The 25,358-nt window shown below is 64.8% G+C and carries 22 protein-coding genes and 1 tRNA gene; 9 read left to right on the forward strand and 14 right to left on the reverse strand.

Annotation, left to right across the window (positions count from 1 at the left end):
- Positions 1-105: 105 nt before the first annotated feature.
- The 8 genes from mraY to AAFM92_07375 all read right to left on the reverse strand — a co-directional run bounded on the left by mraY (position 106) and on the right by AAFM92_07375 (position 9,423).
- On the reverse strand, positions 106-1,188 hold the full coding sequence (gene mraY, locus AAFM92_07340) for a phospho-N-acetylmuramoyl-pentapeptide-transferase (protein MEL7300183.1): 1,083 nt from the start codon (positions 1,186-1,188) through the stop codon (positions 106-108).
- Between the two features lie 22 nt (positions 1,189-1,210).
- On the reverse strand, positions 1,211-2,623 hold the full coding sequence (gene murF / locus AAFM92_07345) for a UDP-N-acetylmuramoyl-tripeptide--D-alanyl-D-alanine ligase (GenBank protein ID MEL7300184.1): 1,413 nt from the start codon (positions 2,621-2,623) through the stop codon (positions 1,211-1,213).
- Positions 2,620-4,098: a UDP-N-acetylmuramoyl-L-alanyl-D-glutamate--2,6-diaminopimelate ligase gene (locus AAFM92_07350; protein MEL7300185.1), complete on the reverse strand. Its 1,479-nt coding sequence runs from the start codon at positions 4,096-4,098 to the stop codon at positions 2,620-2,622. The genes murF and AAFM92_07350 overlap by 4 nt, the downstream gene beginning before the upstream one ends.
- 20 nt (positions 4,099-4,118) lie before the next feature.
- Positions 4,119-5,909 carry a penicillin-binding protein 2 gene (locus AAFM92_07355; GenBank protein MEL7300186.1) on the reverse strand — a complete coding sequence of 597 codons (1,791 nt, stop codon included), beginning with the start codon at positions 5,907-5,909 and terminating at the stop codon, positions 4,119-4,121.
- A complete protein-coding gene (locus tag AAFM92_07360) occupies positions 5,906-6,241 on the reverse strand; it encodes a cell division protein FtsL (GenBank protein MEL7300187.1) in 336 nt (111 codons plus the stop codon). The genes AAFM92_07355 and AAFM92_07360 overlap by 4 nt, the downstream gene beginning before the upstream one ends.
- On the reverse strand, positions 6,238-7,215 hold the full coding sequence (gene rsmH / locus AAFM92_07365; protein ID MEL7300188.1) for a 16S rRNA (cytosine(1402)-N(4))-methyltransferase RsmH: 978 nt from the start codon (positions 7,213-7,215) through the stop codon (positions 6,238-6,240). The genes AAFM92_07360 and rsmH overlap by 4 nt, the downstream gene beginning before the upstream one ends.
- Before the next feature lie 5 nt (positions 7,216-7,220).
- Positions 7,221-7,721, reverse strand: a complete 501-nt coding sequence (mraZ, locus tag AAFM92_07370; GenBank protein ID MEL7300189.1) for a division/cell wall cluster transcriptional repressor MraZ — start codon at positions 7,719-7,721, stop codon at positions 7,221-7,223.
- A 643-nt stretch (positions 7,722-8,364) separates the two neighbouring features.
- The gene (locus AAFM92_07375; protein ID MEL7300190.1) at positions 8,365-9,423 is read right to left on the reverse strand and encodes an Mrp/NBP35 family ATP-binding protein; all 1,059 of its coding nucleotides are present in this window, start codon (positions 9,421-9,423) and stop codon (positions 8,365-8,367) included.
- A 221-nt stretch (positions 9,424-9,644) separates the two neighbouring features.
- Here AAFM92_07375 and AAFM92_07380 point away from each other — a divergent pair, with 221 nt between their 5' ends.
- Complete coding sequence (locus AAFM92_07380; protein MEL7300191.1) at positions 9,645-9,863, forward strand: DUF1127 domain-containing protein; 219 nt, start codon at positions 9,645-9,647, stop codon at positions 9,861-9,863.
- A 332-nt stretch (positions 9,864-10,195) separates the two neighbouring features.
- Here AAFM92_07380 and AAFM92_07385 read toward each other — a convergent pair whose 3' ends face one another.
- Positions 10,196-12,607 carry a UvrD-helicase domain-containing protein gene (locus tag AAFM92_07385; protein MEL7300192.1) on the reverse strand — a complete coding sequence of 804 codons (2,412 nt, stop codon included), beginning with the start codon at positions 12,605-12,607 and terminating at the stop codon, positions 10,196-10,198.
- Positions 12,608-12,695: 88 nt separating this feature from the next.
- Here AAFM92_07385 and AAFM92_07390 point away from each other — a divergent pair, with 88 nt between their 5' ends.
- Positions 12,696-13,835 (forward strand): alpha-hydroxy acid oxidase, encoded by a 1,140-nt coding sequence (locus AAFM92_07390; GenBank protein ID MEL7300193.1) that lies wholly within the window; start codon positions 12,696-12,698, stop codon positions 13,833-13,835.
- Positions 13,836-13,946: 111 nt separating this feature from the next.
- Positions 13,947-17,387, forward strand: coding sequence for a pyruvate carboxylase (locus tag AAFM92_07395; GenBank protein ID MEL7300194.1), 3,441 nt, complete (start codon positions 13,947-13,949; stop codon positions 17,385-17,387).
- Between the two features lie 88 nt (positions 17,388-17,475).
- Here AAFM92_07395 and AAFM92_07400 read toward each other — a convergent pair whose 3' ends face one another.
- Positions 17,476-19,041: a hypothetical protein gene (locus AAFM92_07400; protein MEL7300195.1), complete on the reverse strand. Its 1,566-nt coding sequence runs from the start codon at positions 19,039-19,041 to the stop codon at positions 17,476-17,478.
- Between the two features lie 585 nt (positions 19,042-19,626).
- On the opposite strand from AAFM92_07400, the gene AAFM92_07405 reads away from it, so the two are divergent.
- From AAFM92_07405 to hisH, 3 genes are all read left to right on the forward strand, one after another.
- Positions 19,627-19,701: transfer RNA gene (locus AAFM92_07405), tRNA-Gly, on the forward strand.
- A gap of 201 nt (positions 19,702-19,902) precedes the next feature.
- Complete coding sequence (gene hisB, locus AAFM92_07410) at positions 19,903-20,490, forward strand: imidazoleglycerol-phosphate dehydratase HisB (GenBank protein MEL7300196.1); 588 nt, start codon at positions 19,903-19,905, stop codon at positions 20,488-20,490.
- A 1-nt stretch (position 20,491) separates the two neighbouring features.
- Positions 20,492-21,121: an imidazole glycerol phosphate synthase subunit HisH gene (gene hisH, locus AAFM92_07415; GenBank protein MEL7300197.1), complete on the forward strand. Its 630-nt coding sequence runs from the start codon at positions 20,492-20,494 to the stop codon at positions 21,119-21,121.
- Between the two features lie 77 nt (positions 21,122-21,198).
- Here hisH and AAFM92_07420 read toward each other — a convergent pair whose 3' ends face one another.
- Entirely contained in the window at positions 21,199-21,579 is a 381-nt protein-coding gene (locus tag AAFM92_07420) for a DUF2147 domain-containing protein (GenBank protein MEL7300198.1), read from the reverse strand.
- 131 nt (positions 21,580-21,710) lie between these two features.
- On the opposite strand from AAFM92_07420, the gene hisA reads away from it, so the two are divergent.
- The 3 genes from hisA to AAFM92_07435 are packed head-to-tail and all read left to right on the forward strand — an operon-like array spanning position 21,711 to position 23,532.
- Positions 21,711-22,427, forward strand: coding sequence for a 1-(5-phosphoribosyl)-5-[(5-phosphoribosylamino)methylideneamino]imidazole-4-carboxamide isomerase (hisA, locus tag AAFM92_07425; GenBank protein MEL7300199.1), 717 nt, complete (start codon positions 21,711-21,713; stop codon positions 22,425-22,427).
- A 38-nt stretch (positions 22,428-22,465) separates the two neighbouring features.
- Positions 22,466-23,230 (forward strand): imidazole glycerol phosphate synthase subunit HisF, encoded by a 765-nt coding sequence (gene hisF / locus AAFM92_07430; protein MEL7300200.1) that lies wholly within the window; start codon positions 22,466-22,468, stop codon positions 23,228-23,230.
- Positions 23,227-23,532 (forward strand): phosphoribosyl-ATP diphosphatase, encoded by a 306-nt coding sequence (locus AAFM92_07435; GenBank protein ID MEL7300201.1) that lies wholly within the window; start codon positions 23,227-23,229, stop codon positions 23,530-23,532. The genes hisF and AAFM92_07435 overlap by 4 nt, the downstream gene beginning before the upstream one ends.
- Positions 23,533-23,676: 144 nt before the next feature.
- Here the strand turns inward: AAFM92_07435 and AAFM92_07440 are convergent, their stop codons facing one another.
- From AAFM92_07440 to rlmB, 3 genes are all read right to left on the reverse strand, one after another.
- Positions 23,677-24,135 (reverse strand): YHS domain-containing (seleno)protein, encoded by a 459-nt coding sequence (locus AAFM92_07440; GenBank protein MEL7300202.1) that lies wholly within the window; start codon positions 24,133-24,135, stop codon positions 23,677-23,679.
- A gap of 130 nt (positions 24,136-24,265) precedes the next feature.
- Positions 24,266-24,565, reverse strand: a complete 300-nt coding sequence (locus AAFM92_07445; protein MEL7300203.1) for a hypothetical protein — start codon at positions 24,563-24,565, stop codon at positions 24,266-24,268.
- Positions 24,558-25,328, reverse strand: a complete 771-nt coding sequence (gene rlmB / locus AAFM92_07450) for a 23S rRNA (guanosine(2251)-2'-O)-methyltransferase RlmB (protein MEL7300204.1) — start codon at positions 25,326-25,328, stop codon at positions 24,558-24,560. Before rlmB ends, AAFM92_07445 begins: the two co-directional genes overlap by 8 nt.
- Between the last annotated feature and the right edge of the window lie 30 nt (positions 25,329-25,358).

Below are 25,358 nucleotides of genomic sequence, written 5' to 3' on the forward strand. Positions count from 1 at the left end.
TGCCAGCGATCTCGGCGGCCGCTGCGCTCTTGGGCCATCCGCGAACACATCATGCGTCGCACCGCAAAGGAAAAGGCCTGCACGCATTTGCATGACGCGGCCCCCTTACCGGACCTTGAGCGTGGCAAGGCCGATCATCGCGAGGATGAGCGAGATAATCCAGAAACGGATCACGATCTGCGGCTCGGCCCAGCCCTTCTTCTCGTAGTGGTGGTGGATCGGCGCCATGAGGAAGATCCGGCGGCCGGTGCTCTTGAAATATGCCACCTGGATGATGACCGAGAGCGCCTCGACGACGAAGACCCCGCCGACGATGGCCAGCACGATCTCGTGCTTCGTGGCCACGGCGATGGCGCCGAGCGCGCCGCCGAGGGCAAGCGAGCCGGTATCGCCCATGAAGACGGCGGCAGGCGGGGCATTGTACCAAAGGAAGCCGAGCCCACCGCCGATGAGGCCCGCGGTAAAGATCAGGATTTCTCCCGTGCCCGGCACGTAGTGCACGTCCAGATACTGCGTGAAGTCCACGCGTCCGACGGCATAGGCGATGATGCCGAGCGTGCCCGCCGCGATCATCACGGGCATGATGGCGAGGCCGTCGAGGCCATCAGTCAGATTTACCGCGTTGGCGGAGCCCACGATGACGATGAGCGCGAAGGGGATGAAGAGGAACCCGAGATTGATCAGCGTGTCCTTGAAGACCGGGAAAGCAAGCTGGCCCTGGAGCTCGGCAGGGTGAAGATAAAAGGCAAAGACAGCCGCCAGCGTGGCGATGATGAACCCGATCCCGAGACGAAGACGCCCCGGCACGCCCTTCACGTTTTGCTTGGATACCTTGGCGTAGTCATCGGCGAAGCCCACCGCTCCGAAGGCCACCGTGACGAAGAGCACCAGCCACACGAAGCCGTTGTCGAGGCGCGCCCAAAGGAGCGAGGAGACGATGAGCGCTCCAAGGATGAGTGCGCCGCCCATCGTGGGCGTGCCCGCCTTGGAGAAATGCGTCGCCGGTCCGTCTTCGCGGATCGGTTGCCCTTTTCCCTGGCTCTTGCGCAAGAGGTTGATGAGTGGGCGCCCGAAGAGAAACGCGAAAATGAGCGCCGTCAGGAAAGCGCCGCCCGCCCGGAAGGTGATGTAGCGGAAGAGATTGTAGAAATCCCCGCCGTCTGAAAGTGCCGTCAGCCAATAGAGCATGTGCCCTGCCCCCGCTTATTATTCATTGCTCGCGCCGATGCCCTAGCTTGCGCAGCGCGTCAACGACAAGGCTCACCCGGCTGCCCTTCGACCCCTTCACGAGGACAACATCGCCGGCATCGATGAGTTTATGGGCAACGGCGGCCGCCTCTTCGGCTGTCTCGAACCAGCGCCCCCGCTGCGCGGGCGCCAAGCTGTCGTGGAGATGCTGCATGCGCGGCCCCACGCAATGGACGAGCGCGAGCCCGAGATGGATGTTGCTAGCAAGCGCCGCGTGCGCCTCGGCCTCTGTGGGCCCGAGCTCGAGCATGTCGCCGAGGATCGCAAGGCGCCGTCCCCGCATGACGCGACCGATATCATCGGTGGGCTTGGCCGCTGCGAGGACCTCGAACGCCGCGGCCATGGAGGCTGGATTGGCATTGAACGCGTCATCGATGAGCTCGAAGGACATGGCCGGATCGGCGGGGTCGAGATCCCTGATCTCGCGGGTGCCACGCCCGGATGGCGGCGACCAGAGCCCAAGATCGAGCGCCGCACGACCGGCATCCGCGCCGAGGGCTTTCGCCACTGCCACGACCCCGAGCCCGTTCATTCCGAAATGGCGCCCGGGGGCGTTGATCTTCAGGAGGGCCCGATCCCCCTCGATGACGGTTTCAACCACCGTGCAGTCAGCGCGCAGGGTCAGCGACGTCAGCGGTTGCTCGCCCTCGGCGCCGAAGCGGACGATCTCGGCCCCGGCTTGGCGCGCGCGCGCCACCAGGATGTCCGCGTGATCGGTATCCGAATTCAGGACGGCCGTACCGCCCTCCACGAGGCCCGCAACGATGGACGCCTTCTCCTCGGCGATGCCGGCGAGGCTTTCGAAGGCTTCGAGATGGGCCGCGGCGATGGCTGTGATCATCACGACATGGGGCTCTGCCTGTTCGGAAAGCGGCGCGATCTCACCGGGATGGTTCATGCCGATCTCGATGACGGCGTAGTCGGCATCCGCAGGCAGGCGCGCCAGCGTCAGCGGCACGCCCCAGTGATTGTTGTAGGACGCCTCGGCGGCATGGGTTTTCCCCTGGGCAGAAAGCACGTCCCGGAGCATCTCCTTGGTCGACGTCTTGCCGACGGAGCCGGTGATGGCGACGACGCGCGCTTTGCTGCGCGCCCGTCCCGCCCGACCAAGCGCTTCGAGGCCCGCCTGCACGTCGCCCACGAGAAGGCAGCGCGCGGGGTCAACCCCGTCCGGGATGCGGGAGACGAGCGCGGCGCTCGCGCCTTTTTCGAGGGCTTGGCCCACGAAATCATGCCCGTCGCGGGCGGCTTTCAACGCGATGAAGAGATCCCCGGGGGCGAGGGTTCGCGTATCGATGCTGACGCCCGTCGCCTCCCAGTCGCCTGTCGAACCGCCCGTGGCCGCAGCGGCATCCGCGGATGTCCAGAGGCTCACGCGAGGCCCCCTTCGAGGGCGGCAACAGCGATGGATGCCTGCTCGACATCATCGAAGGGCAGGACGGCATCTCCGACGATCTGGCCCGTCTCGTGCCCCTTCCCAGCGATGAGCAGCGTGTCACCGGGACCCAGCGCATCGACCGCGCGCAAGATCGCCTCGGCGCGATCGCCCACCTCGGTGGCGTCGGGGCAGCCTTCCATGACGGCTCTCCGGATGAGCGCGGGGTCCTCGCTCCGCGGATTGTCGTCCGTGACGAAGACCACGTCCGCGTGCTCGGCCGCCGCGCGCCCCATGAGGGGCCGCTTGGTGGCATCGCGGTCGCCGCCCGCCCCGATGATGACGAGCAAGCGACCAAGCACATGGGGGCGCATCGCGCGAAGCGCCGTCGACACCGCATCGGGGGTATGTGCGTAGTCGACGAAGACAGCCGCGCCATTGGCCCGCGTGGCCGCGTGCTCCATCCTGCCCCGCACGGTCCTGAGGTGGGACATAGCCGAGAAGACCTCGCGGGGGCTCGACCCGGTGGCGATGCAGAGACCGGCAGCCATGAGAACGTTATCCGCCTGAAAGCCGCCGATCAGCTCCAGCCGCGCGGTGAAAGATGCCGCGCCATAGACAACCCGGATGTCCTGCCCGGTCCCGTCAAAGCGCTGCGCGGTGAGCCTGATATCGGCCTCCGTGTACCGCCCGATGCGCAGCACGTTCTGCCCTCGCGCCTTGGCGATCAGGGCCATGTCCGCCCCCTTTGGGTCGTCCATGTTGATGACGGCTGTCCCGTCGTCGGGGAGCACGGCTCGGAAGAGGCGTGCCTTGGCGTCGAAATAGGCCTCGAATGTTCCGTGATAGTCGAGGTGATCCTGGGAGAAGTTGGTGAAGCCCGCGGCCTTCAGGAGAACGCCGTCGAGACGCCGCTGCTCGAGCCCGTGGGAGGACGCCTCCATCGCGCCATGCGTCACGCCGGACCGCGCCGCCGCGGCAAGGGCGGCGTGCAGGGTGATGGGCTCGGGCGTTGTATGCTTCAGCGGGGTTTCAAAGGCCCCTTCGACGCCGGTCGTGCCGAGGTTGATGGCGTCTTCTCCGATCACCGACCAAAGCTGGCGCGTGAAGCTCGCCACGCTGGTTTTGCCATTCGTGCCGGTGACGGCGACCATGGTCTCCGGCTGGCTCCCGGACCAGAGCGCTGCTGCGGCAGCGAGCGCCCCGCGCGGGTCCTCTGTCACCACGAGCGCGGCGGGATGGGCTCTAAAGGCCGGGGCGGCGATCTGCGCGCCCTCCGCATCCGTCAGAACCGCCACCGCGCCCATGCGTAGCGCGAATTCCACGAACTCGCCGCCATGCACGCGGCTCCCCGGCAGTGCGGCGAAGAGAAAGCCGGGCTCCACGGCACGGCTATCGACAGCCAAGCCCGATACCGCGGGGTTTTCCCCGCCCTGCCCCGTGAGACCCAGGTCACTCAGTTGCTTTGATGCCATGGCGGGGCTCGGCCCCTTTCTCAGTCACTCGATGACAGCGTTATACTGGCCAGTGGTGCGGGTTCAATCTCCGGCCGGAGGCCGAGGAGCGGGGCCACGCGGCGGATGAGCTCCGCGGCCACCGGGACCGCCGTCCAACCGGCCGAGCGACGCGGCTCGGTGCCGGAGGTCTCGACCGGCTCGTCGAGCGTCACCACGAGGACATATTGCGGATCATGGGCCGGGAAGACGCTTGCGAAGGTCGTGATGGTCCGGTCGTCATAGTAGCCGCCGCGCGGGCGTGGCTTGTCGGCCGTCCCGGTCTTTCCGCCCACGGCGTAGCCCTGAACGTCGCCAAAGCTTGCCGTTCCCTCGGTCACGACGCGCCGGAGCATCATACGCGCCGCGGCAGAAACCTCCGGCGACACCACCTGCGCGCCCAGCTGCGCGCGACCCTGCTTGAGAAGCGTTGGCGTCACCTTTCGACCGCCATTCAAGAGCGTCGCATAGCCGGCGGCCAGGTGCATGGGCGAGGTGGAGATGCCGTGGCCGTAGCTGATCGTCATCGTCGACAGCTCGGACCAATTCGTGGGGTAGAGCGGCGCGGCACCCGCGGCCTCCACCATCTCGAGGGGCGTGGGCTCGAGGAAGCCCAGCTCGCCGAGGAAGGCCTTCTGTCGCTCTGCGCCGATCTCCTGGGCGAGGCGTGCGGTCCCGATATTGGATGATTTCTCGATCACCCGGCTCAAGGTCAGCGTCGGCCCATAGTTCTTGTTCTGGAACTCGCCGATGCGAAAGCGGCCCCAGCGAAGCGGACCCTTCGTGTTGATCTCCGTCTCCGGCCCCGCGAGCCCGAGCTCCATGGCCTGCGCCGCGGTGAAGATCTTGAACGCTGATCCCAGCTCGTAGACGCCCTGCAGCGCACGGTTGAAGAGCGGGCTGTCGGCCTGATCCCCCTGCGTGAGGGGACGCGGGCGATCGTTTGGATCGAAATCCGGCAGGGAGACGAGGGAGATGACCTCGCCGGTATGCACATCCATGAGTACGCTCGCCGCGCCCTTCGCGCTGAAGAGCGACATGCCCCCCGCGAGCACCCGTTCCGCGGCGGCCTGCACACTGAGGTCGAGCGCGAGCTCGAGCGGCGCGCCATTGTTGGCTGGGTCGCGCAGAAAGCCATCGAAGTGCTTCTCGACACCCGCCACGCCGATCACTTCGGCGCTGCTTACGCCCTCCTTGCCGAAAGAGGCGCCGCCGAGCACGTGGGCCGCCACGGCCCCGTTCGGATAAAGGCGCATCTCACGGGGGCCAAACAGCAGCCCCGGATCGCCGATATCATGCACGGCCTGCTTCTGCTCGGGGCTGATCCGGCGCTTCAACCAGAGGAACTTGCGATCCCCCGTCAGGTCCTTGAGCAGGCGCTCCGCATCGAGATCAGGGAAGATCTCCACGAGGGCCGCCGCCGAACCGGCCGGATCAATGAGGTCTTGCGGGTGGGCGTAGAGAGAGTGCGTATCGAAATTCGTCGCCAGGACGCGGCCCTGCCGATCGAGGATGTCTGCCCGCTGGGCGACGATCTGCGTGATAGATGCGGTGGTGCGCGGCTCCATGGGCTCGGAGACGGCAAGGAGCGTCATGCGCGCCCCGATGAGCGCAAAGCCCGCAACGAAGAACAGTCCGAGCACGAGCAGACGCCCCTCGGCCTGCACGCGCTGCTTGTCGCGCATCACTTCGTGACGCTTGCGGATGTTTTCCCGCTCGATCCAGTCGGGATCTTCTCCGGCGGCGCGGGCGCCGAGGATACGGGCGAGCGGACGGAGCGGTGTGCGGATCACGGGCGGACCTCCATGACCTCGATGGCGTCGGATATCGGAAGCGGCTCGACGGGATAGGCGATCTGATCGATGTCGCCGAACTGGTCGGGGGCAAGCGGCAAGAGCTCGAGATTGAGAAAGTTCATCTCGGCCAGATCGCGCAGGCGATCAGGACGGTTCAGGTAGGCCCATTCCGCCTTGAGGACCGCCACGCGCGCGCGGGCCGCCGCGATGTCGCGATGGAGGGTTTCCACCTGCCCGATGGCTTCCTGCGTGCGGTAATTCTCGGAATAGGCCCAGAATGCGAGCCCCATGACGATCATCGCCGCGAGCGAATAGAGAAATGCTCTCATCGGCGCGCCTCCGGCAGCTGCGGGAGACCGAGCGCCTTCGGCTCCGGCGCGGGCGCGGTCTCGGTCGTCCGGCGCGCGATGCGAAGCTTTGCCGAGCGTGCGCGAGGATTGGCGGCGACCTCTTCGTCCGAAGGCTCCACGGCCTTGCGTGTGACGATCTCGAAGGGCGCGGCGGGGCGCATCACCTCCGGCGCGTAGCGGCTCCCGGCGGGGGCCTTGCCGCCGCGCAACTGGAGAAAGCGCTTCACGATGCGGTCCTCGACGCTGTGGAAGGTGACAACGGCGAGAAGCCCGCCCGGCTTCAGGGCCTGCTCGGCGGCCATGAGGCCAGCAAAAAGCTCGTCATATTCGGCATTTACGGCGATGCGCAGCGCCTGAAAGCTGCGCGTGGCCGGGTGCGACTGGCCAGGCTTCGGACGCGGCAGCGCGCCCTCGACGATCTCCGCCAGCCTCAGCGTTCTCAGGATGGGCGCTGCATCTCTCGCCTTCACGATGGCGCGCGCGATGCGGCGGGAGGCCCGCTCCTCTCCAAAGTGGAAAAGGATATCCGCGAGCGACGCCTCGCTCGCCTCTGCAACGATGTCAGCCGCCGAACGCCCGGACTGGCTCATGCGCATGTCGAGCGGGCCGTCCTTCATGAAGGAAAAGCCGCGGTCCGCCTGATCGATCTGCATGGACGAAACACCGAGATCGAGGACGACGCCATCGACCATGTCCGCATGCTCGGCGAGGTCGGAAAACGTCGCTTCGACGAGCTGGAGACGGTCCCCGTATAGGCGCGCCCAGGGCGCAGCCATCTCGAAGACGGCCGGATCGCGATCAATGGCGATGACCTTGCCTGCCCCGGCCTCGAGGAGGCCGCGCGAATATCCCCCTGCCCCGAATGTCCCGTCGACCCAGACGCCCTCAATGGGCGCGCAGTGCCTCAGGATCGGATCGAGAAGGACGGGAATGTGAGGTGCGGCAGCAGACATTCCCTTTACTCTCCCGGCGCATCCAGGAACGACATCACATCGAAGTCGTCCGGCATGTCGTCGAGGAACGCCTCCGTCTTCGACAACTCCTCGGCCTCATAGGTCTCGGGTCGCCATATCTGGAACGTGTCGCCGGCAGCGATGAAAAAGGCCTCGCCCGTGAGGCCGATCTTTTGACGGAGCTTTGCGGGAAGAACGATGCGTCCGGTCTCGTCCACGCTCGTCGGCAGGGACTGGCCGTGAAAGAGCTGCTGGAGGACCTTTCGCTCCTTGGAGCCGCGCGGGAGGGCGTCGATCTTCTCGTCCACCTCAGCGATGGCTTCCATCGTGTAGCATTCTAGAAACTTGCGGCGGTGATCGCCGTAGACGATCACGAGCTCTGGGTTGGCGCCGGGGATATAGTCGGGGTCGGCGGCTTCGAGCACACGGCGAAAATGGGCCGGGATCGAGACCCTGCCCTTCGTATCCACCTTGTGGTGGCTTTCACCTCTGAACCTGCGCGCCACGCTGGCCCCTCTTCACCTGTCTCGGCCCGTAATTGAGCCACACCCCAACCCCAGAAACGAAAGAGGCGGATCAGACTGCTGCCACTGTCTGATCCGCCGTCCTCGTCCCGCTTTGCGGGAAGTCCAGCTGCGCGCGCCACCTGGGGGGATGTCTGCTCGCTCGCGCGCCGGATCTCAGTTTCGAATGCGAGTGCCTGTATGAAACCTGCGATTTCTTTCCGCTGGTGGGGTTCTTTGCGCCCCGGTTGTTAGTTGCTCGCCTTCGATGAACAAGGGATGCCACGGGATTTGATGGTACGCAAGGGAAATTATGGGAAAAAGACACAAGCTGTGGGATTTGATGTGGCTGAAAAACTACATGTAGTAGCGTCAGACCGCATGAAACGGACACATATTGTGATCTGATGGAGGACAACCACTACAAATAGTGCCGACTATTGGCGCACGAGCACGCCCATAAATTCCCGGGGATCAGCAAATTTCTTCGCAACTTCCGCTCATCCGCAGTTCAATCGGGCTGAGGGCGCTCAGAAAAGCAGTATTTTTCCGACTTCATGGCCGAGACCTGAAGCCTCGGGAATGCTGAGAGAGGCCTTCACATGCCCCTTGATTTGATCAGCCCATGATTTCCCATGGCGCCCTGTCAGGCCATTCCACCGAGGACCAGTCGCTCCGCGAGTTGCGCGTAGGCGGCTTCCATGGCTCCATCGCCCGCAGCGACAGGCGTGCCTCCATCGCCCGCCAGCCGCGTCTCGAGATCCACAGGCAAAGCACCGAGAAATGGCAATCCGAGCGCCTCGGCCTCCGCCGCCACGCCGCCATGCCCGAAGATCTGCGTTTCGTACCCGCATTTCGGGCAGTGAAAGGTCGACATGTTCTCGATCAGACCAAGCACCGGGGTCTTGAGCGTGCGGAACATGTCGAGCGCCTTCCGCGCGTCCAGTAGCGCGACATCCTGCGGCGTGCTCACCACAACGGCGCCCGTGAGCTCGGTACGCTGGCACAGCGTGAGCTGCACGTCTCCCGTCCCGGGCGGCAGATCCACGATCAGCACGTCGAGATCGCCCCAGGCCACCTGCCCCATCATCTGCTGCAGCGCGCCCATGAGCATGGGACCCCGCCAGACGATGGCTTTCTCAGGCTCGACCATCAGGCCGATCGACATGACGGTGACCCCGTGTGCGGTCATGGGCTCGATCACCTTCCCGTCCGGCGAGCGGGCGCGCCCGGACAGCCCCATCATGCGCGGCACGGAGGGCCCGTAGATGTCCGCATCGAGGAGGCCCACGCGGCGCCCGCGTTTGGCGAGTGACACGGCGAGATTGGTGGAGACGGTGCTTTTTCCGACGCCGCCCTTGCCGGAGGCGATGGCCAGAATCCGGTCGACGCCCGTGGGCTTGAGCCGCCCGGCCTGCTTTTGTGGGTGGCGCCCGACCTTCAGCCCTTTGGGCGGCTCCTTCGCGTCGTGGGCCGTGAGAATGACGGAGACGTCCTCGACCCCCGGCAGCGCCAGCAGAGCCTCTTCCACGGAGGTCCTGAATTGAGCCAGGGCCTGCGCCTCAGCCGGGCTTTCCGCCTCGATCACGAAGCGGACCTTTCCGTCGGCCACGTTGAGCGCGCGCACCATGTCACGGCTCACGATGTCGCCGCCGCTCGGGAGCGGAAGCCCTCTCAGGGTGTCGAGGATGTCATCACGGGTCATCGGGCCTCCTGCGCCTCAAGGACGCGAAATCGGTATGCCACCACGTCCCGGGGTCAAGCCAAATGACGCAGGGACAGACATGCAATTGGTGCATGACGGCGTTGCCGCATCGGGGGTTTTGCACCTGCAGCATACGATTACATAGCGGGCATCAGCGGATGAGCCGCTGACACCCGAACCCTCAGCGGATGGGCCGCTGAACCGACGCAGATGAGACAACAATGGCATACGCAAGCAACACCACAGCACCCCTTTCCTTCGGCCTCGTTGCACGGCTTCGCGCTGTTGCGGCTGACGCAGCCGACGCTTGGGCGCGCTACAGCATGTATCGTCAGACCTTCAACGAGCTGATGGAGCTTTCCGACCGGGAGCTTCAGGACCTCGGCCTTTCCCGCGGCGTGCTCAAGGCCGTCGCGACCGAGACGGTCTACGGTAAATAAAGACGAACAAAGGGCGCCCGATCTCCTCCCACATGGGCGTTCTCTTGAAAGCGGCGGCACCTTTTTCTCCCTGGGTGCCGCCGCTTTTTCTTTGCAGAGCCCGCGCAGCGAAAACGTTGCGCATGCTACAAACGAAGAATTTTCATTGAGACGCGTTTTTTCGTGGAACCCGTTTCAAGCGAGCGGAGTTCACCTCGCACATCAGGGCGCGTTTCTTCTCTCTCCCTCCCCTTTCGAAGCGCGATCTGCATCAGCGGCGGCACCCTTCTCTCTCCCCCCTGGGTGCCGCCGCCTATCTTCCCAACAGTCCAGATGTTTGATGTGCGTGCCCGTCAGAATGGCACGTCGTTGGCCGCGTCCGCGCTCGTGACAAACTTGGCCACCACCTTTTTTGACCCGGCCTTGTCGAATTCGATCTCGAGCTTGTCGCCCTCGATCTCCATCACCTCGCCATAGCCGAACTTCTGGTGGAAAACGCGGTCGCCGACCGTGAAGGCGGAGGTGGCCGTCATGTCGATGACCATGTTCCGGCTTTCCTGCGGTTGGCTCATGCCGCGCCGCTGGCTGCGGGCCTGGAGCCGTTTCCAACCGGGGGAATTGTAGACGTCCGCGCGGCTGGCGCGATCATGAAGGTCCGACTGTGCCGTGGCCTGCAGCACGGGCGAGGCCTGCCCCATCATGGAGCCCCCCATGCCATAGCCGGATTGATGCAGGGCCGACGACGTCGTGAGAACGTCGACATGCTCCTCCGGCAGCTCGTCGATAAACCGCGAGGGCATGGCCGATTGCCATTGGCCGAAAATGCGACGGTTGCCCGCAAAGGATATCGTGCAGACCTCCTCGGCCCGCGTGATGCCCACGTAGGCGAGGCGTCTCTCCTCCTCGAGCCCCTTGATCCCGTTCTCGTCCATCGACCGCTGCGACGGGAAGAGCCCGTCCTCCCAGCCCGGCAGGAACACCATCGAGAATTCGAGGCCCTTGGCCGCGTGCAAGGTCATGATGGAGACCTTCTCACCGCCATCGTCCTGTTCGTTGTCCATGACGAGCGAGACGTGCTCGAGGAAGCCCTGCAAGTTCTCGAAATTCTCCAGCGCTTTCACGAGCTCCTTCAGGTTCTCCAGTCGCCCGGGCGCCTCGGGTGTCTTTTCGTTCTGCCAATGGGCGGTGTAGCCGCTCTCATCGAGGATCATCTGCGCGAGTTCGACATGGGTGTCTTCCTCGTCGCGGACCTGCCGGTTCCAGCGGTCGAGGCCTTCCACGAGGTCCCGGAGGTTGGATCCGCCCTTGCCCTTGATCTGGCCTGCCTGCACGGCGAGCCGCGCCCCTTCGAAGAGCGAGACCCCGTTCGACCGCGCCATGACCTGGATCGTCTGGACCGCCTTGTCGCCCAGGCCGCGCTTGGGGGTGTTCACGATCCGCTCGAAGGCCAGATCGTCGTCGAGCGAGACGGCCAGGCGGAAATAGGCCATGGCGTCCCGGATCTCCATGCGCTCGTAAAAGCGCGGCCCGCCGATGACGCGGTAGGGCAGCCCAATTGTCAGGAAGCGGTCTTCGAAGGCGCGCATCTGATGCGAGGCGCGGACGAGGATAGCCATCTTGTCCAGTCCGAAGGGATGCATGCCGCGCGTGCCCTTCTGGGCGGCCTCGATTTCCTCGCCGATCCAGCGCGCCTCTTCCTCGCCGTCCCAGTGCCCGATGAGACGGACTTTCTCGCCCTCCTCGAGCTCGGTGTAGAGCGTCTTGCCCAGCCGGCTCTCATTGGCGTCGATGACGCCAGAGGCCGCGCCGAGGATGTGGGGCGTGGAGCGGTAATTCTGCTCGAGCCGGATCACCTTCGCGCCCGGAAAATCCTTCTCGAAGCGCAGGATGTTGCCCACCTCAGCGCCGCGCCAGCCGTAGATCGACTGGTCGTCATCGCCCACGCAGCAGATGTTGCGGTGCGATTGCGCGAGGAGGCGCAGCCACATGTACTGCGCGACGTTGGTGTCCTGGTATTCGTCCACGAGGATGTAGCGGAACCAGCGCTGGTATTGCTCGAGGATATCCGAGTGATTTTGGAAGATCGTGACGCAGTGCAGCAGCAGATCGCCGAAATCAGTAGCGTTGAGCTCCTTCAGGCGCGCTTGGTATTGCGCGTAGATCTCCGGGCCCCGGTGGTTGAAGGCCGACGCCTCCGAGGCGGGCACCTTATCCGGCGTCCAGGCGCGGTTTTTCCAGCTGTCGATGATCCCGGAGAGCATGCGGGGTGGCCACCGCTTCTCGTCGATCTCGTTGGCCACGATCAGTTGCTTGAGCAGGCGGAGCTGATCATCGGTGTCGAGGATCGTGAAGTTCGATTTGAGCCCGACAAGCTCCGCATGGCGACGCAGGAGCTGGACCGAGATGGAGTGGAACGTCCCCATCCAGCGCATGCCGGCATCCTCGCGCCGCAGGAGGCTCGCCACGCGCGACTTCATCTCTCGCGCGGCCTTGTTGGTGAACGTCACGGCGAGGATCTCGTTCTCCCGTGCCGTGCCGGTGTGGAGAAGATGCGCGATGCGCGTCGTCAGGGCCTTCGTCTTCCCCGTGCCTGCGCCCGCGAGCATCAAGACGGGGCCATCGAGCGCCTCAACCGCCTCGCGTTGCGCATCATTGAGCCCATCCATGTAGGGGCCGACACCGCCGCTCTGGGCTGCAACGGCGCGCTGCGAAAGGCTAGGCTTCGCAGCCTCCTCGAAGGCGTCGAAATCGTCATAACTGCTCATGGGCGAGAATGTAGCGTGCGCGGCCTCAAAGGGGAAGTTCGCAGATTGTTCGCTTGCGCGCGGCCGAGCAGCGCAGGAGGGTGCGGCCATGGACCTCGATCTCTCCTACCCCGCCGTCGACGATCTCAAGCGCCGCGCCAAGCGCCGCCTTCCGCATTTCGCCTACGAATATCTGGACAGCGGCACGGGACGGGAGCTGCAGGTGCAGCGCAACAGGGACGCGCTCGACGCGGTGCATTTTCTGCCGGACGTCCTCGTGGGAAACGTCGACCCTGACTGGACCACCCCCTTCATGGGAACAGATTATGCGCGGCCCTTCGGGATCGCGCCAGTGGGCATGAGCGGGATGATCTGGCCCGGCGCGGAACGGCTGCTCGCGCAGGGGGCGGCGCAGCACACCCTGCCCTACTGCCTGAGCACGGTGGCCACCAAGGTGCCTGAAGATGTGGGCCAGCACGCGGGAGACATGGGCTGGTTCCAGCTATATTGCCCCGAGAACGAGGAGATCCGCCGCGACATGCTGCGCCGTGCGAAGAACGCGGGCTTCTCCAAACTCGTCTTCACCCTCGATGTCCCCGATGACAGCCGGCGGGAGCGGCAGCGGCGCGCGAACCTGTCGCTGCCTCCCAAGATCACGCCGCGCTTTGTCTGGGAGCTCGTCACACATCCCGGCTGGTCGCTTGGCACGCTCCGGGAAGGCGTGCCGCGGATCGCGCTGGCCGAAAGCTACCTTGAGAAGCACGATCCCCGCTCCTCCCTCGATCATGCCGGTCACCTCATTCGCGGCAAGCCGGACTGGGACACGCTCAAATGGGTGCGCGATGTCTGGGAGGGAGACCTGATCATGAAGGGCGTGCTCGACCCCGCCCTCGCCGAGCGGCTCATGGAAGAAGGCGCCGATGCGATCTGGGTGTCGAACCACGGCGGCCGCCAGTTCGAGCCCGGGCCTGCGGCCATTGAGCAGCTCCCGCTGATCCGGGCGGCTCTGCCGGACGCCCCGCTCATCTATGATTCAGGCGTCACGACCGGGGCCGATGTCATGCGCGCGCTGGCGCTCGGCGCGGACTTCGTGATGCTCGGTCGGGCATGGCACTACGCGGTCGCGGCCTTCGGCGCAGCGGGCATCGACCACCTCGTCCACATCCTGACCGACGACATGAAGCTCTCGATGGCTCAGATCGGTGCTCACTCCTTGAGCGATCTGCCGCGCAGATTGGTGCGCAACTAGCTTCTTGTCCGAAACGGCAATTTCCGGCCCCCGCCTCCCCATTTCCACTGATTGCCGGAGGGTCTAAAACCACATAACCACGCGCTACCACTCTCAAGCGGGGACATCTCCTTGGCCGAATTCCAGAAAATCCTCATCGCCAACCGCGGCGAGATCGCCATCCGCGTCATGCGCGCGGCCAACGAGCTCGGAAAGAAGACGGTGGCCGTCTTCGCCGAGGAGGACAAGCTGGGCCTCCACCGCTTCAAGGCGGACGAAGCCTACCGGATCGGTGAGGGGCTGGGGCCGGTGCAGGCCTATCTCTCCATCGAAGAGATCATTCGCGTGGCCAAGATGTGCGGCGCGGATGCGATCCATCCCGGCTACGGCCTCCTGTCGGAGAACCCCGATTTCGTGGATGCCTGCACGGAGGCAGGGATCACGTTCATCGGCCCGAAGGCCGAGACCATGCGCGCCCTGGGCGACAAGGCCAGTGCGCGGCGCGTGGCCATCGAGGCCGGCGTCCCTGTCATCCCGGCCACCGACGTGCTCGGCGACGACATGAAAGCCATCAAGAAAGAGGCCAAGGAGATCGGTTATCCGCTGATGCTCAAGGCCTCCTGGGGCGGCGGCGGGCGCGGCATGCGGCCCATCATGTCTGAAGACGAGCTCGAGGAAAAAGTGCTCGAGGGCCGTCGCGAGGCCGAGGCCGCCTTTGGCAACGGCGAGGGCTATCTGGAAAAGATGATCCTCAAGGCGCGCCACGTGGAGGTGCAGATCCTCGGCGACAAGAACGGCGAGATCTACCACCTTTACGAGCGGGACTGCTCCGTCCAGCGCCGCAACCAGAAGGTCGTGGAGCGCGCCCCGGCCCCCTACCTCTCGCCGGCTCAACGCGAGGAAATCTGCGCGCTCGGCCGCAAGATCTGCGAGCACGTGAACTACGAATGCGCGGGCACGGTCGAGTTCCTGATGGATATGGCCACGGGCAAATTCTACTTCATCGAGGTCAACCCGCGCGTCCAGGTGGAGCACACCGTCACCGAGGAGGTGACCGGCATAGACATCGTCCAGGCCCAGATCAAGATCGCGGAGGGCAAGAGCCTCATTGAAGCGACCGGCATCGCCAGCCAGTACGACGTCCAGCTCTCCGGCCATGCCATCCAGTGCCGCGTGACCACGGAAGACCCGCTCAACAACTTTATCCCCGACTATGGCCGCATCACCGCCTATCGCGGGGCGACGGGCATGGGCATCCGCCTCGACGGGGGTACGGCCTATTCGGGCGCCGTCATCACGCGCTACTACGACTCGCTGCTGGAAAAAGTCACCGCCTGGGCCCCTACGCCCGAAGCGGCCATCGCGCGGATGGATCGCGCGCTGCGCGAGTTCCGCATCAGGGGCGTGAGCACCAACATCGCCTTCGTCGAGAACCTGCTCAAGCACCCGACATTTCTCAACTACGAGTACCACACGAAGTTCATCGACGAGACGCCGGAGCTCTTCTCGTTCAAGAAGCGCCGCGACCGCGCCACGAAGATCCTCACTTACATCGCCGACATCTCCGTCAACGGTCACCCGGAGACGCTGGACCGCCCAAAACCACGGGCCGATGTGAAGGACCCGCGCCCCCCGGCGCCCAAGACCGAGGCGCCCACGCCCGGGACACGCAACATCCTCGAGGAATTCGGGCCACAAGCCGTCGCCGACTGGATGAAGGAGCAAAAGCAGCTTCTCATCACCGACACGACTATGCGCGACGGGCACCAGTCTCTCCTCGCCACGCGCATGCGGTCCATTGACATGATCCGGGTGGCACCCACCTACGCGGCCAACATGCCCGGCCTCTTCAGCCTCGAATGCTGGGGCGGCGCGACGTTCGACGTCGCTTACCGCTTTCTCCAGGAATGCCCGTGGCAGCGGCTCCGCGATATCCGCGCGCGGGTGCCCAACATCATGACGCAGATGCTGCTGCGCGGGGCGAACGGCGTGGGCTACACGAACTATCCCGACAACGTCGTGCAGTTCTTCGTGAAACAGGCCGCCGAGACGGGGATCGACGTCTTCCGCGTTTTCGACTCGCTCAATTGGGTCGAGAACATGCGCGTGGCCATGGATGCCGTGATCGCAAATGAAAAGGTCTGCGAAGGCACCGTTTGCTACACCGGCGACATCCTCAATCCCGAGCGCTCGAAATACGATGTGAAATACTACGTCGCCATGGCCAAGGAGCTCGAGAAGGCGGGCGCCCATGTGCTGGGCCTCAAGGACATGGCAGGCCTTCTGAAGCCCGCCGCCGCCCGCGTCCTCATCAAGGCCCTGAAGGACGAGGTCGGCCTGCCGATCCATTTCCACACCCATGACACGGCCGGGATCGCGACGGCGACCATCCTCGCCGCGGCCGAAGCCGGCGTCGACGCAGTGGACGCGGCCATGGACAGCTTCTCCGGAAACACGTCCCAGGCGACGCTCGGCACAGTCGTGGAAGCCCTGCAGGGCGATGAGCGCGACACCGGCCTCTCCATCGCAGCCATCCGCGACATCTCCAATTACTTCGAGACCGTGCGGGGCCACTACGCGGCCTTCGAAAGCGGCCTGCAGGCACCCGCGTCGGAAGTCTACCTCCACGAGATGCCCGGCGGACAATTCACCAACCTCAAGGCGCAGGCCCGTTCGCTCGGTCTCGAGGAGCGCTGGCACGAGGTCGCGCAGACCTATGCTGACGTGAACCAGATGTTTGGCGACATCGTGAAGGTGACCCCCTCCTCCAAGGTCGTGGGGGACATGGCGCTGATGATGGTCTCCCAAGGCCTCACCCGCGCCGATGTGGAGGGGGACATCGACGTCGCATTCCCTGATTCCGTCATCGACATGATGCGCGGAAATCTGGGGCAGCCGCCCGGCGGTTGGCCGAAAGCCATCCAGAAAAAAGCGCTCAAGGGCGAGAAAGGCTCCACAAAGCGGCCCGGGGCAGAGCTCGCACCGGTGGATCTCGATGCTGTCCGGGCGGACGTCTCAAAGCAGATGGAAGGCAAGGTCGTCGATGACGAGGACCTTAACGGCTACCTGATGTATCCGAAGGTGTTCCTCGATTACATGGGCCGTCACCGGACCTACGGGCCCGTTCGGACGCTACCCACGAAGACCTTCTTCTACGGCATGCAGCCCGGCGAGGAGATCACCGCCGAGATCGACCCCGGCAAGACCCTCGAGATCCGCATGCAGGCCATGGGCGAGACAAACGAGGACGGGGAGGCGAAGGTCTTCTTCGAGCTCAACGGCCAGCCTCGCGTGATCCGGGTCCCGAACCGCGCGGTGCAGGCGACAAAGGTGAGCCGTCCCAAGGCCGACCCCACCAACGCAAACCACATCGGGGCCCCCATGCCGGGCGTTGTCGCGAGCGTGGCGGCGCACGCGGGCGCGAAGGTGAAAGAAGGCGATCTCCTCCTCACGATCGAGGCGATGAAGATGGAGACCGGCATCCACGCCGACCGAGACGGCGTCGTGGCAGCGGTCCACATCACGCCCGGCGCCCAGATCGACGCGAAGGACCTTCTCGTCGAACTGGAGTGAGCGAGCCCGAAGGGCGCGCGTTCTCAAAATGAAAACGCCCGGCCAGGGATGTCCTGGCCGGGCGTCTAAGTCTTTGGACTTCAGAGGCTTACTGGCTGATGCCTGCGGTGTTGCCGCCGCCGATCTGCGTGAGCGCGGCCATGTTTGACGCCCCCATCTGCACGATGCCGAACGAGTTTCCGTCTCCACCCGACACGCTCGCCATGATCGTGTTGGATGCGCCATTCTGCAGCGTCGCGAAGGCGTTCGAGCTCGAGAACACGTCAATATCGGCGGAGTTGCTCGAGCCGATCTGATCGAAGACGCCAGCCGTGAGGCCGAGCGACGCTGCCGTACCAAAGAGCGAACCGGCGTTGTTGTTGTCGCCAATGATCTCCAGGTCAAACGAGTTGTCGCCGCCGCCAGACTGGGTGAGCGTCGCCTCGTTGAAGCTGCCGGTCACGTCGAAGTCGGCCAGGTTGCGATCCGCCGCAAAGCCCGTGTTGTCCTGGCTAATGCTTAGGAGGTTGAAGTCGGACGTCGCCGAAAGCGTGACATCGGCAGTGTTGGTCCCGGTTTGCGACACGCCGAGCTGGTTGGAAGATCCTGCGATGTCGGAGATGTTGGCAAAGTTCGCATCGCCGACTTGGGACACGGCCACTTCGTTGAAATCGCCCGTGACCGTGATCGTGCCGACAGAGTTGCCGTTGCCTTCCTGGTAGAACCCGGTCTCGTTGGAATTACCCGTGATCATAGCATCGACGATGTTGCCGGACCCGATCTGATCGATCGCATCGTTGGTGACCAGGCTGACATTTGCCGCGGGGCCACCCGCCGAAAATGCGCCGTTGCCGTTGCCACGACCGTCCTGAACCATGGTGGCTGTGTTGCCTGAAGCGCCACCCCGTGAGTCTTGGAAGACGCGCTCTACGATGTTGTTGAGCCCGCTGAGTTGGGAAACGGTCGCCGTGTTGGCGTCGCCGAGCTGCTCCACGAGGCGGATCTCGTTCTTGTAGCCGCGCTGCGTGAGTGTCGCCGTGTTGCCGGAACCGTTCTGAATGACACCGCCATTGAGGTAGCGGTCCACCTGGTAGGCGCCGCCGGTATAGCCGTCATTACCGATCACGAGATAGTCGTCCCGCGCGTTCGTCTCAAAGCGGCCGCGACGCTCCTGGTCGATGGTGATCGCGTTGGCTGCACCGCCCCCGTGGGTCTGGTCGACATTCGTGACAAGGTTGCCCTGGATGGCGCGATTGTTCGACACCGGGAAGGGATCGTCATCGGATGCGCCCTGCGTGATGGTCAGTGTGTTGGTCGCACCGCCCGCCGTCGCACCGGCCGATTGGGAGATCTGGTTGACGTTGTTGCCCTTGGATGTCTGCGTGATGGTCGCGGAGTTGTTGGCGCCGACCTGATTGAAGCCAGTGCCGTTGGGGCCGTCAGCGATGCTGTTGAGATCGCCGGATTGAGTGAACTCCAGCGTGTTGTTGGTCCCGTTCTGATCGATGGCCAGCCCAGCGGAATCCGCACCGGCATCGTTAAGCTCGCCCGATTGCGTGATGAGCGCGGAGTTTCCGGTGCCCATCTGATCGAGATACGCTTCGTTGGTGTCAGCCCCGGCGCCGCTCGCCATCAAGGCGAGAACAGCGGCGCTTCCGAGAAAGTGCTTGGTCATTAAATCGTCTCCTGGTTGGGGAGCGAAGCAACATGCAACACGCTCCCAAAACGAAGCCGCCGGTTAAAGCGGCCCTACACGAGCGGCCCGGCGCGACCGGGATGCCCAATTCAAGTGTCCGCAAGCGGCGTCGGATGCCCGCGGCGCGGAGGAATCAAATGAAAGTCTTTCTCATGCGGAGCTGTCGTCACGTATGTCTGCCGCGCGTGGGACACCCATCCCGCTTCGCAGCAATCCCCGGCCAATAAGAACTCACTTCCAGTACCCTTCAGTGCCTGAAAGTCGTCACAAATGCGCCGCAAATGCAAATCGCTATTGTGGAAAAAGCGAGAGACTAAACCTCAGGTTGTTTCACCGCGCGCCTCTACTGCATCACTCAACCCAGGGGCGAAGGACGGCGAAACAATACCTCTGCCCTACAGGAATTGGCAGCAGCCACCACGCTTCCACCCGCCCCTTGCCCGGCGCACATGGGAGACGCCGCGCTCTGTGTTCTCAAGCAACGGTCGGAAAAATGCAGCGCGGGCCGCGAAAGCCCCTTGCAGGTCTGCGACGGGCCGAGTAGGCAACGCCCACCCAATGGACGCGGGCGTAGCTCAGGGGTAGAGCATTACCTTGCCAAGGTAAGGGTCGTGAGTTCGAATCTCATCGCCCGCTCCAAACACCACCACAGATTTGGCAGCCGACCGGACGGCACGTCTTGCGAGGTGCCCCGCATCAGCCGTCGCCTAAACGCTTCTCACATGTCTCACCCCGGCGACCAGTGGCAGAAGCGTGACGCTTCCTTCGCCTGTCAATGACAGAGGCTGGCCCCTCCCCGCAGCCTTTGCCATAGAGCGCAGGACGTCAGGAGAGAGCGCCATGCGGCACGCCACCATCACCCGCAAAACCTCCGAAACCGAGATCGAGATCGCGCTCGACCTCGATGGAAGCGGATCTTTCGACAATCAGACGGGGGTCGGCTTCTTCGATCACATGCTCGATCAGCTGGCACGCCACGCGCTTCTGGATCTCCGCGTCCGGTGTTCGGGCGACCTCCACATCGATGACCACCACACGGTCGAGGACGTGGGAATCGCGATCGGGCAAGCCCTGACCGAGGCCATGGGCGACAAGCGTGGCATCCGCCGCTACGGCGATTGCCACCTCGCCATGGACGATGCGCTCGTCCGCTGTGCGCTGGACCTGTCAGGCCGACCCTTCCTCGTGTGGAACTGCGAGATGCCAACGCAAAAGATCGGTTCCTTCGACACCGAGCTCGTGCGGGAATTCTTCCAGGCGCTGTCGACCCACGGCGGCATCACGCTCCACGTGGACAAGCTCCACGGGATCAACAGCCACCATATCGCCGAGGCCGCCTTCAAGGCCGTCGCGCGCAGCCTGAGAGATGCGCTCGACGCAGACCCTCGGAAGGGCGACGCCATCCCCTCGACAAAGGGCATCCTTTGACGTGCTGACAGCGCTCATCGACTACGAAAGCGGCAACCTGCATTCCGCGGCCAAGGCCTTTGAGCGAATGGCGCGGGAGGCCGATGCCGGGACGGTCATCGTCACCAGCCGCCCGGAGGACGTGGCACGCGCTGACCGCATCGTTCTACCGGGGGATGGCGCGTTCCCTGCCTGTGCGGCTGCGTTGCGGTCGTCCGGCTGCTTTGACGCCATGGTGGACGCCGTGGAACGCCGCGCGGTGCCATTCCTCGGGATCTGCGTGGGGATGCAGCTGATGGCGCGCGAGGGCACGGAATACGCACTCACCCCCGGCCTCGGATGGGTGGACGGGCGCGTGGTGCCCGTGGACGCGCCTGGCCTCAAGGTGCCGCATATGGGCTGGAACGATCTCGTCCTCGGCGCGGCGCATCCCGTGCTCGATGGCATCGCCACCGGCGATCACGCCTACTTCGTGCACAGCTATCACATGGAGATGGGCACGTCGTCCGAACGGCTCGCCCACGTGGAATATGGCGGCGACGTCACGGCCGTGGTGGCCAAGGACAACCGGATCGGGACGCAGTTTCACCCGGAGAAAAGCCAGGCCACCGGTCTTCGACTGATCTCGAATTTCCTCACCTGGGCGCCCTGAGGCCGTCGTCGCCACGTGCCTCAAACGAAAAACGGCGCTCGCAAGGGAGCGCCGTTCCGAAGCCTCTGTGGCCTGCTTTAGTTCAGGCGGGTCCAAGTCTGGCCGCGGCAGATCGCGCCGCCGAGCACGCAGCCTTCCACCTCCAGTGAATTGCCGCTGAGCTGCATCTTCGAGCGGTAGGTGCGGTCATTGTCCGGCGCCCAGATCGTCCCGCCGGAATAGGCTCCGCCGCCGTTGGGCGACATGTCGGCGATGATCTGGCGCCCGATGATGGACGTGTTGTCGTTGCCGATCACGTCCGTGATCGTGCCGCAGATCTTCGTGCCGCACTGGGCGAGGTTCACATGGATGAAGCCGCCGCTTTCGCCCGGCTCGGATTTCCAGTTGCCGAGCACATCGTCGGCCGAGGCCGCGGTTCCCAGAAGGGCCAGCACGGCCGCTGCGAATGTGGTTTTCATGTAGGTTACTCCTCCCTGAGTTGACCGCAGCCTGCAGCCGCCCTGCCTGTCAATCAAGTCTTACGTAAGGTCCTTTGCATCCTGCCTTCTCCCATGCTTTAGGGCGCGGGCCTTAGCGAAGGAAGCAAGCGATGATCCTCTACCCCGCCATCGATCTGAAGGACGGTCAGGCCGTGCGCCTCCTGCGCGGGGAGATGGACCAAGCCACCGTGTTCAGCGACGCGCCCGCGGCGCAGGCCAAGGAGTTTGAAGGCGCCGGCTGCCAATGGCTTCACCTCGTCGATCTCAATGGCGCCTTCGCCGGAGAGCCGGTCAATGGCGCTGCGGTCGAGGCCATCCTCGCGGCGACGTCCGTTCCGGCGCAGCTCGGCGGTGGCATCCGCGACATGGCGACGATCGAGACCTGGCTCACCAAGGGCCTCGCCCGCGTCATCCTCGGGACCGTTGCGGTGGAGGACCCTGCTCTCGTCCGCGACGCCGCGCGGGCGTTTCCCGGCAAAGTCGCGGTGGGTCTTGATGCGCGCGCCGGGCGGGTGGCCACACGAGGATGGGCAGAAGAGACCGACGTCACGGTCACCGATCTCGCCAAGACGTTCGAAGACGCCGGCGTCGCGGCGATCATCTACACAGACATCGACCGGGACGGCGCCATGGGCGGGCCCAACGTGGCTGCGACAGAGGCCCTCGCCCGGGCGGTGGACCTGCCCGTCATTGCCTCCGGTGGCGTGTCCTCGATCGACGATCTGATGGCGCTTCGGGATACCGGCGTCATCGCCGGGGCGATCTCCGGGCGGGCGCTCTACGAAGGGGCTATCGACCTCAAGGCGGCACTGAGCGCCCTGGCCTGAGGCTTTCCGAGACGCTCGCGATAGGCTAAGCCGCCGCCATGCTGAAAGTGCGCATCATTCCCTGCCTCGACGTCGCCGATGGGCGCGTGGTCAAAGGCGTGAACTTTGTCGACCTCCGCGATGCCGGTGATCCCGTGGAGGCTGCCCGCGCCTATGATGCAGCGGGTGCGGACGAGCTTTGCTTTCTCGATATCCACGCCACCCACGAGAACCGCGGCACGATGTTCGATACCGTGCGCCGCACGGCGGAGAGCTGCTTTATCCCGCTCACGGTGGGCGGGGGCGTGCGAACACACGAGGACGTGCGGGCCCTCCTCCTCGCCGGGGCGGACAAGGTCAGCTTCAATTCCGCCGCTGTCGCGAACCCCGATGTTCTCTCCGAGGCGGCGGACCGCTTCGGCAGCCAGTGCATCGTCTGCGCCATCGACGCCAAATCCGTGGCCGACGACCGATGGGAGATCTTCACGCATGGCGGCCGCCGACCCACCGGCATAGACGCCGTCGAATTCGCGCGAACCGTCACGGAGAAAGGCGCAGGCGAGATCCTTCTGACCTCCATGGACCGCGACGGAACCCGGGCGGGCTTCAACCTGCCCTTGACCAAGGCCATTTCGGAGGCGGTCGACGTCCCCGTCATCGCCTCCGGCGGCGTCGGTACGCTCGACCACCTCGTCGAGGGCGTGACAAAAGGCGGGGCCAGCGCGGTCCTCGCGGCCTCGATCTTCCATTTTGGAGACTTCACGATCCGCGAGGCCAAGGCACATATGGCCGCCGCAGGCCTGCCCATGAGGCTCGCGGCATGAGCCTCAAGGGTCTGGCAGACACGATCGCCGCACGAAAAGCCGCCGAGCCCGATAGCTCGTGGACGGCAAAGCTCCTGTCGCAGGGGCCCGAGAAATGCGCGGAGAAGTTCGGCGAAGAGGCGGTGGAGGCCGTCATCGAGGCCGTGAAGGGAGACCGGGAGCGGCTCACGGCCGAGGCCGCGGATGTCCTTTACCACCTCCTCGTCATGCTGGCCTCACGCGACGTCTCACTTGAGGACGTCGAGGCAGAACTGAGCCGGCGCGCCGGGACCTCCGGCATCGAGGAAAAGGCAAGCCGATAAAAAAACGCCCGGGTTCAGGCCCGGGCGTGGAGTGCGGAACGAGGGACAGTGTATGTCGCTCGGGTGTTCCTCTCCGGCGACGCAGTAGAAATATGCACGGCCGCCCCGGACACTAGGCCCGGTCAGCAAACCGTGATCGGCGCCTCAGGCGCTCAAGACGCTGGGCCAGTTGCGATCACCCTCGGCGATGTTGCCGGGGATGTCGCGGGACCAAAGTGTCCGGACGGCGCGGTTGAAGTTGAGGTAGAGCTTGCCGTCGTGGACGGTCCAGGCATTCGGCGATGTCGAGGCGGTGTAGCCGCGCGACACGGCATAGGCGCAGTAGCCGCCGTACTGGGGCGCGAAAGCATCGGGATCTGCTGCGAAGAGATCGCGGTTCTCCGCGGAGGCAAAGTGGAACGTCGCGCCCATGTGCTCCGCGCTGAACTCGGTGGAGCCCTCCACCGGCTTTTCCTCCGTGAAATAGGCCACCGGGTCGTAGCCATTGATCGCCACGCCCCCCTCGGCAAAGACCGGAGGCTCTTCAGCCATGGCGGGTGTTGCAAGGGACAGGGCGAGCGGGGCTGCGGCGCTGGCGGCGAGGAAGGTGCGGCGGGTGATCATGATGGGCTCCGGGGATCAGTCGTGGTGTGAAGGTCGGTGTCTGATGCCCCAAAGATGCGCGCCGAAGCGTCTCTTATGAAGCCACTTCACCGACCCGTGAGGCCCCGAGACCCCGGCGCGAGCGATTGTTTCAGTCGATGATGTCTTCGATGACGTCGAACAGCTCTTCCATGATCTTCATGCCGAAGCCCTTCTTTTTCTTGCGCTTTTTGGGCTTTCGGTAGCTTTCGTAATAGTCGCGTTTGTCCTGCTTCGGCGGGCGGCTGCGCTTGACCTCTCCCGAGGCCTTGGCATCGCGTTTCGGTAACATCTTCAGGTCATGAAGCGGCGCGCCACAGGAGGAGCACGCCAGCTCGTGGCGATGACTGCCGCGCAATACGAGCGCGGCGCGGGTGCCGCAATAGCAGCAGGTGGCGACTTTCTTATCCATGTCGAGAGGCATATAGGGCGATCGCGGCGGCATTTGAGACGTTGAGTGAGCCGAAATCGCCTGCCGCGGGCACTTTGAGCAGCCGGTCACAGGTCGTCTTGGTCAGGTCACGCAGGCCGGGTCCCTCCGCTCCGAGGGCGAGCGCCAGGGGCCCCTCCTCTGCGAGGCCGCGCGTGTCGTCCCCCGCCTCACCGTCAAGGCCCACCACGTGATAGCCCATGTCCTTCAGCTCGCCCATCGCCTGCGCGAGGTTGCGCACGCGGAGGTAGGGCTGCCGCTCGAGCGCGCCGGAGGCCGTCTTGGCAAGCGCGCCCGTTTCAGGCGCGGCATGGCGCAGCGTCCCGATGACAGCCCGCGCTCCGAAGACCTCTGCCGAACGCAGGATCGCTCCGACATTGTGAGGATCGGACACACGGTCGAGGAGGAGCACCCGGGGCTTGGCCTCGCCGCGCGGGGCGCAGACCTCCGACAGGCTGCCCCAGTCCAGCGGCTTCACCTCGAGCGCGGCACCCTGATGCACGGAGCCCGCATCGATCGGCACGTCGAATTTCCGCGCATCGACGATCTCCGGGGCCATGCCGCTTTCGGCCACGGCCTCGGCAAGCCGGTCAGCGGCGTTCTTCGTGAGGACGAGACGAAGCCGCTCCCGGCGCGGATTGAGAAGCGCGTCGCGCACCGCATGAATGCCGAAGAGCCACAGGGTCGCAGCCTCCGAGGCGCGCTTGCCCCGCTCTTTCTCGATGACCCATTTCGGCTTCTTCATGCCCGCGTCCCTAGCGCCCGTTCCGGGAAG

Source organism: Pseudomonadota bacterium (assembly GCA_038533575.1).
In the GTDB taxonomy this organism is placed as follows: domain Bacteria; phylum Pseudomonadota; class Alphaproteobacteria; order Rhodobacterales; family Rhodobacteraceae; genus Shimia_B.

What these genes read in the sequence shown, in the direction of transcription:
- AAFM92_07350 (MEL7300185.1), bottom strand. Translation starts at nt 4,098, where the DNA reads ATGGCATCAAAGCAACTGAGTGACCTGGGTCTCACGGGGCAGGGCGGG.
- AAFM92_07445 (MEL7300203.1), bottom strand. Translation starts at nt 24,565, where the DNA reads ATGGATAAGAAAGTCGCCACCTGCTGCTATTGCGGCACCCGCGCCGCG.
- hisB (MEL7300196.1), top strand. Translation starts at nt 19,903, where the DNA reads ATGCGGCACGCCACCATCACCCGCAAAACCTCCGAAACCGAGATCGAG.
- AAFM92_07390 (MEL7300193.1), top strand. Translation starts at nt 12,696, where the DNA reads ATGGACCTCGATCTCTCCTACCCCGCCGTCGACGATCTCAAGCGCCGC.
- hisA (MEL7300199.1), top strand. Translation starts at nt 21,711, where the DNA reads ATGATCCTCTACCCCGCCATCGATCTGAAGGACGGTCAGGCCGTGCGC.
- AAFM92_07360 (MEL7300187.1), bottom strand. Translation starts at nt 6,241, where the DNA reads ATGAGAGCATTTCTCTATTCGCTCGCGGCGATGATCGTCATGGGGCTC.
- AAFM92_07440 (MEL7300202.1), bottom strand. Translation starts at nt 24,135, where the DNA reads ATGATCACCCGCCGCACCTTCCTCGCCGCCAGCGCCGCAGCCCCGCTC.
- AAFM92_07435 (MEL7300201.1), top strand. Translation starts at nt 23,227, where the DNA reads ATGAGCCTCAAGGGTCTGGCAGACACGATCGCCGCACGAAAAGCCGCC.
- rsmH (MEL7300188.1), bottom strand. Translation starts at nt 7,215, where the DNA reads ATGTCTGCTGCCGCACCTCACATTCCCGTCCTTCTCGATCCGATCCTG.
- AAFM92_07380 (MEL7300191.1), top strand. Translation starts at nt 9,645, where the DNA reads ATGGCATACGCAAGCAACACCACAGCACCCCTTTCCTTCGGCCTCGTT.
- hisF (MEL7300200.1), top strand. Translation starts at nt 22,466, where the DNA reads ATGCTGAAAGTGCGCATCATTCCCTGCCTCGACGTCGCCGATGGGCGC.
- AAFM92_07385 (MEL7300192.1), bottom strand. Translation starts at nt 12,607, where the DNA reads ATGAGCAGTTATGACGATTTCGACGCCTTCGAGGAGGCTGCGAAGCCT.
- AAFM92_07375 (MEL7300190.1), bottom strand. Translation starts at nt 9,423, where the DNA reads ATGACCCGTGATGACATCCTCGACACCCTGAGAGGGCTTCCGCTCCCG.
- mraY (MEL7300183.1), bottom strand. Translation starts at nt 1,188, where the DNA reads ATGCTCTATTGGCTGACGGCACTTTCAGACGGCGGGGATTTCTACAAT.
- AAFM92_07420 (MEL7300198.1), bottom strand. Translation starts at nt 21,579, where the DNA reads ATGAAAACCACATTCGCAGCGGCCGTGCTGGCCCTTCTGGGAACCGCG.
- rlmB (MEL7300204.1), bottom strand. Translation starts at nt 25,328, where the DNA reads ATGAAGAAGCCGAAATGGGTCATCGAGAAAGAGCGGGGCAAGCGCGCC.
- AAFM92_07400 (MEL7300195.1), bottom strand. Translation starts at nt 19,041, where the DNA reads ATGACCAAGCACTTTCTCGGAAGCGCCGCTGTTCTCGCCTTGATGGCG.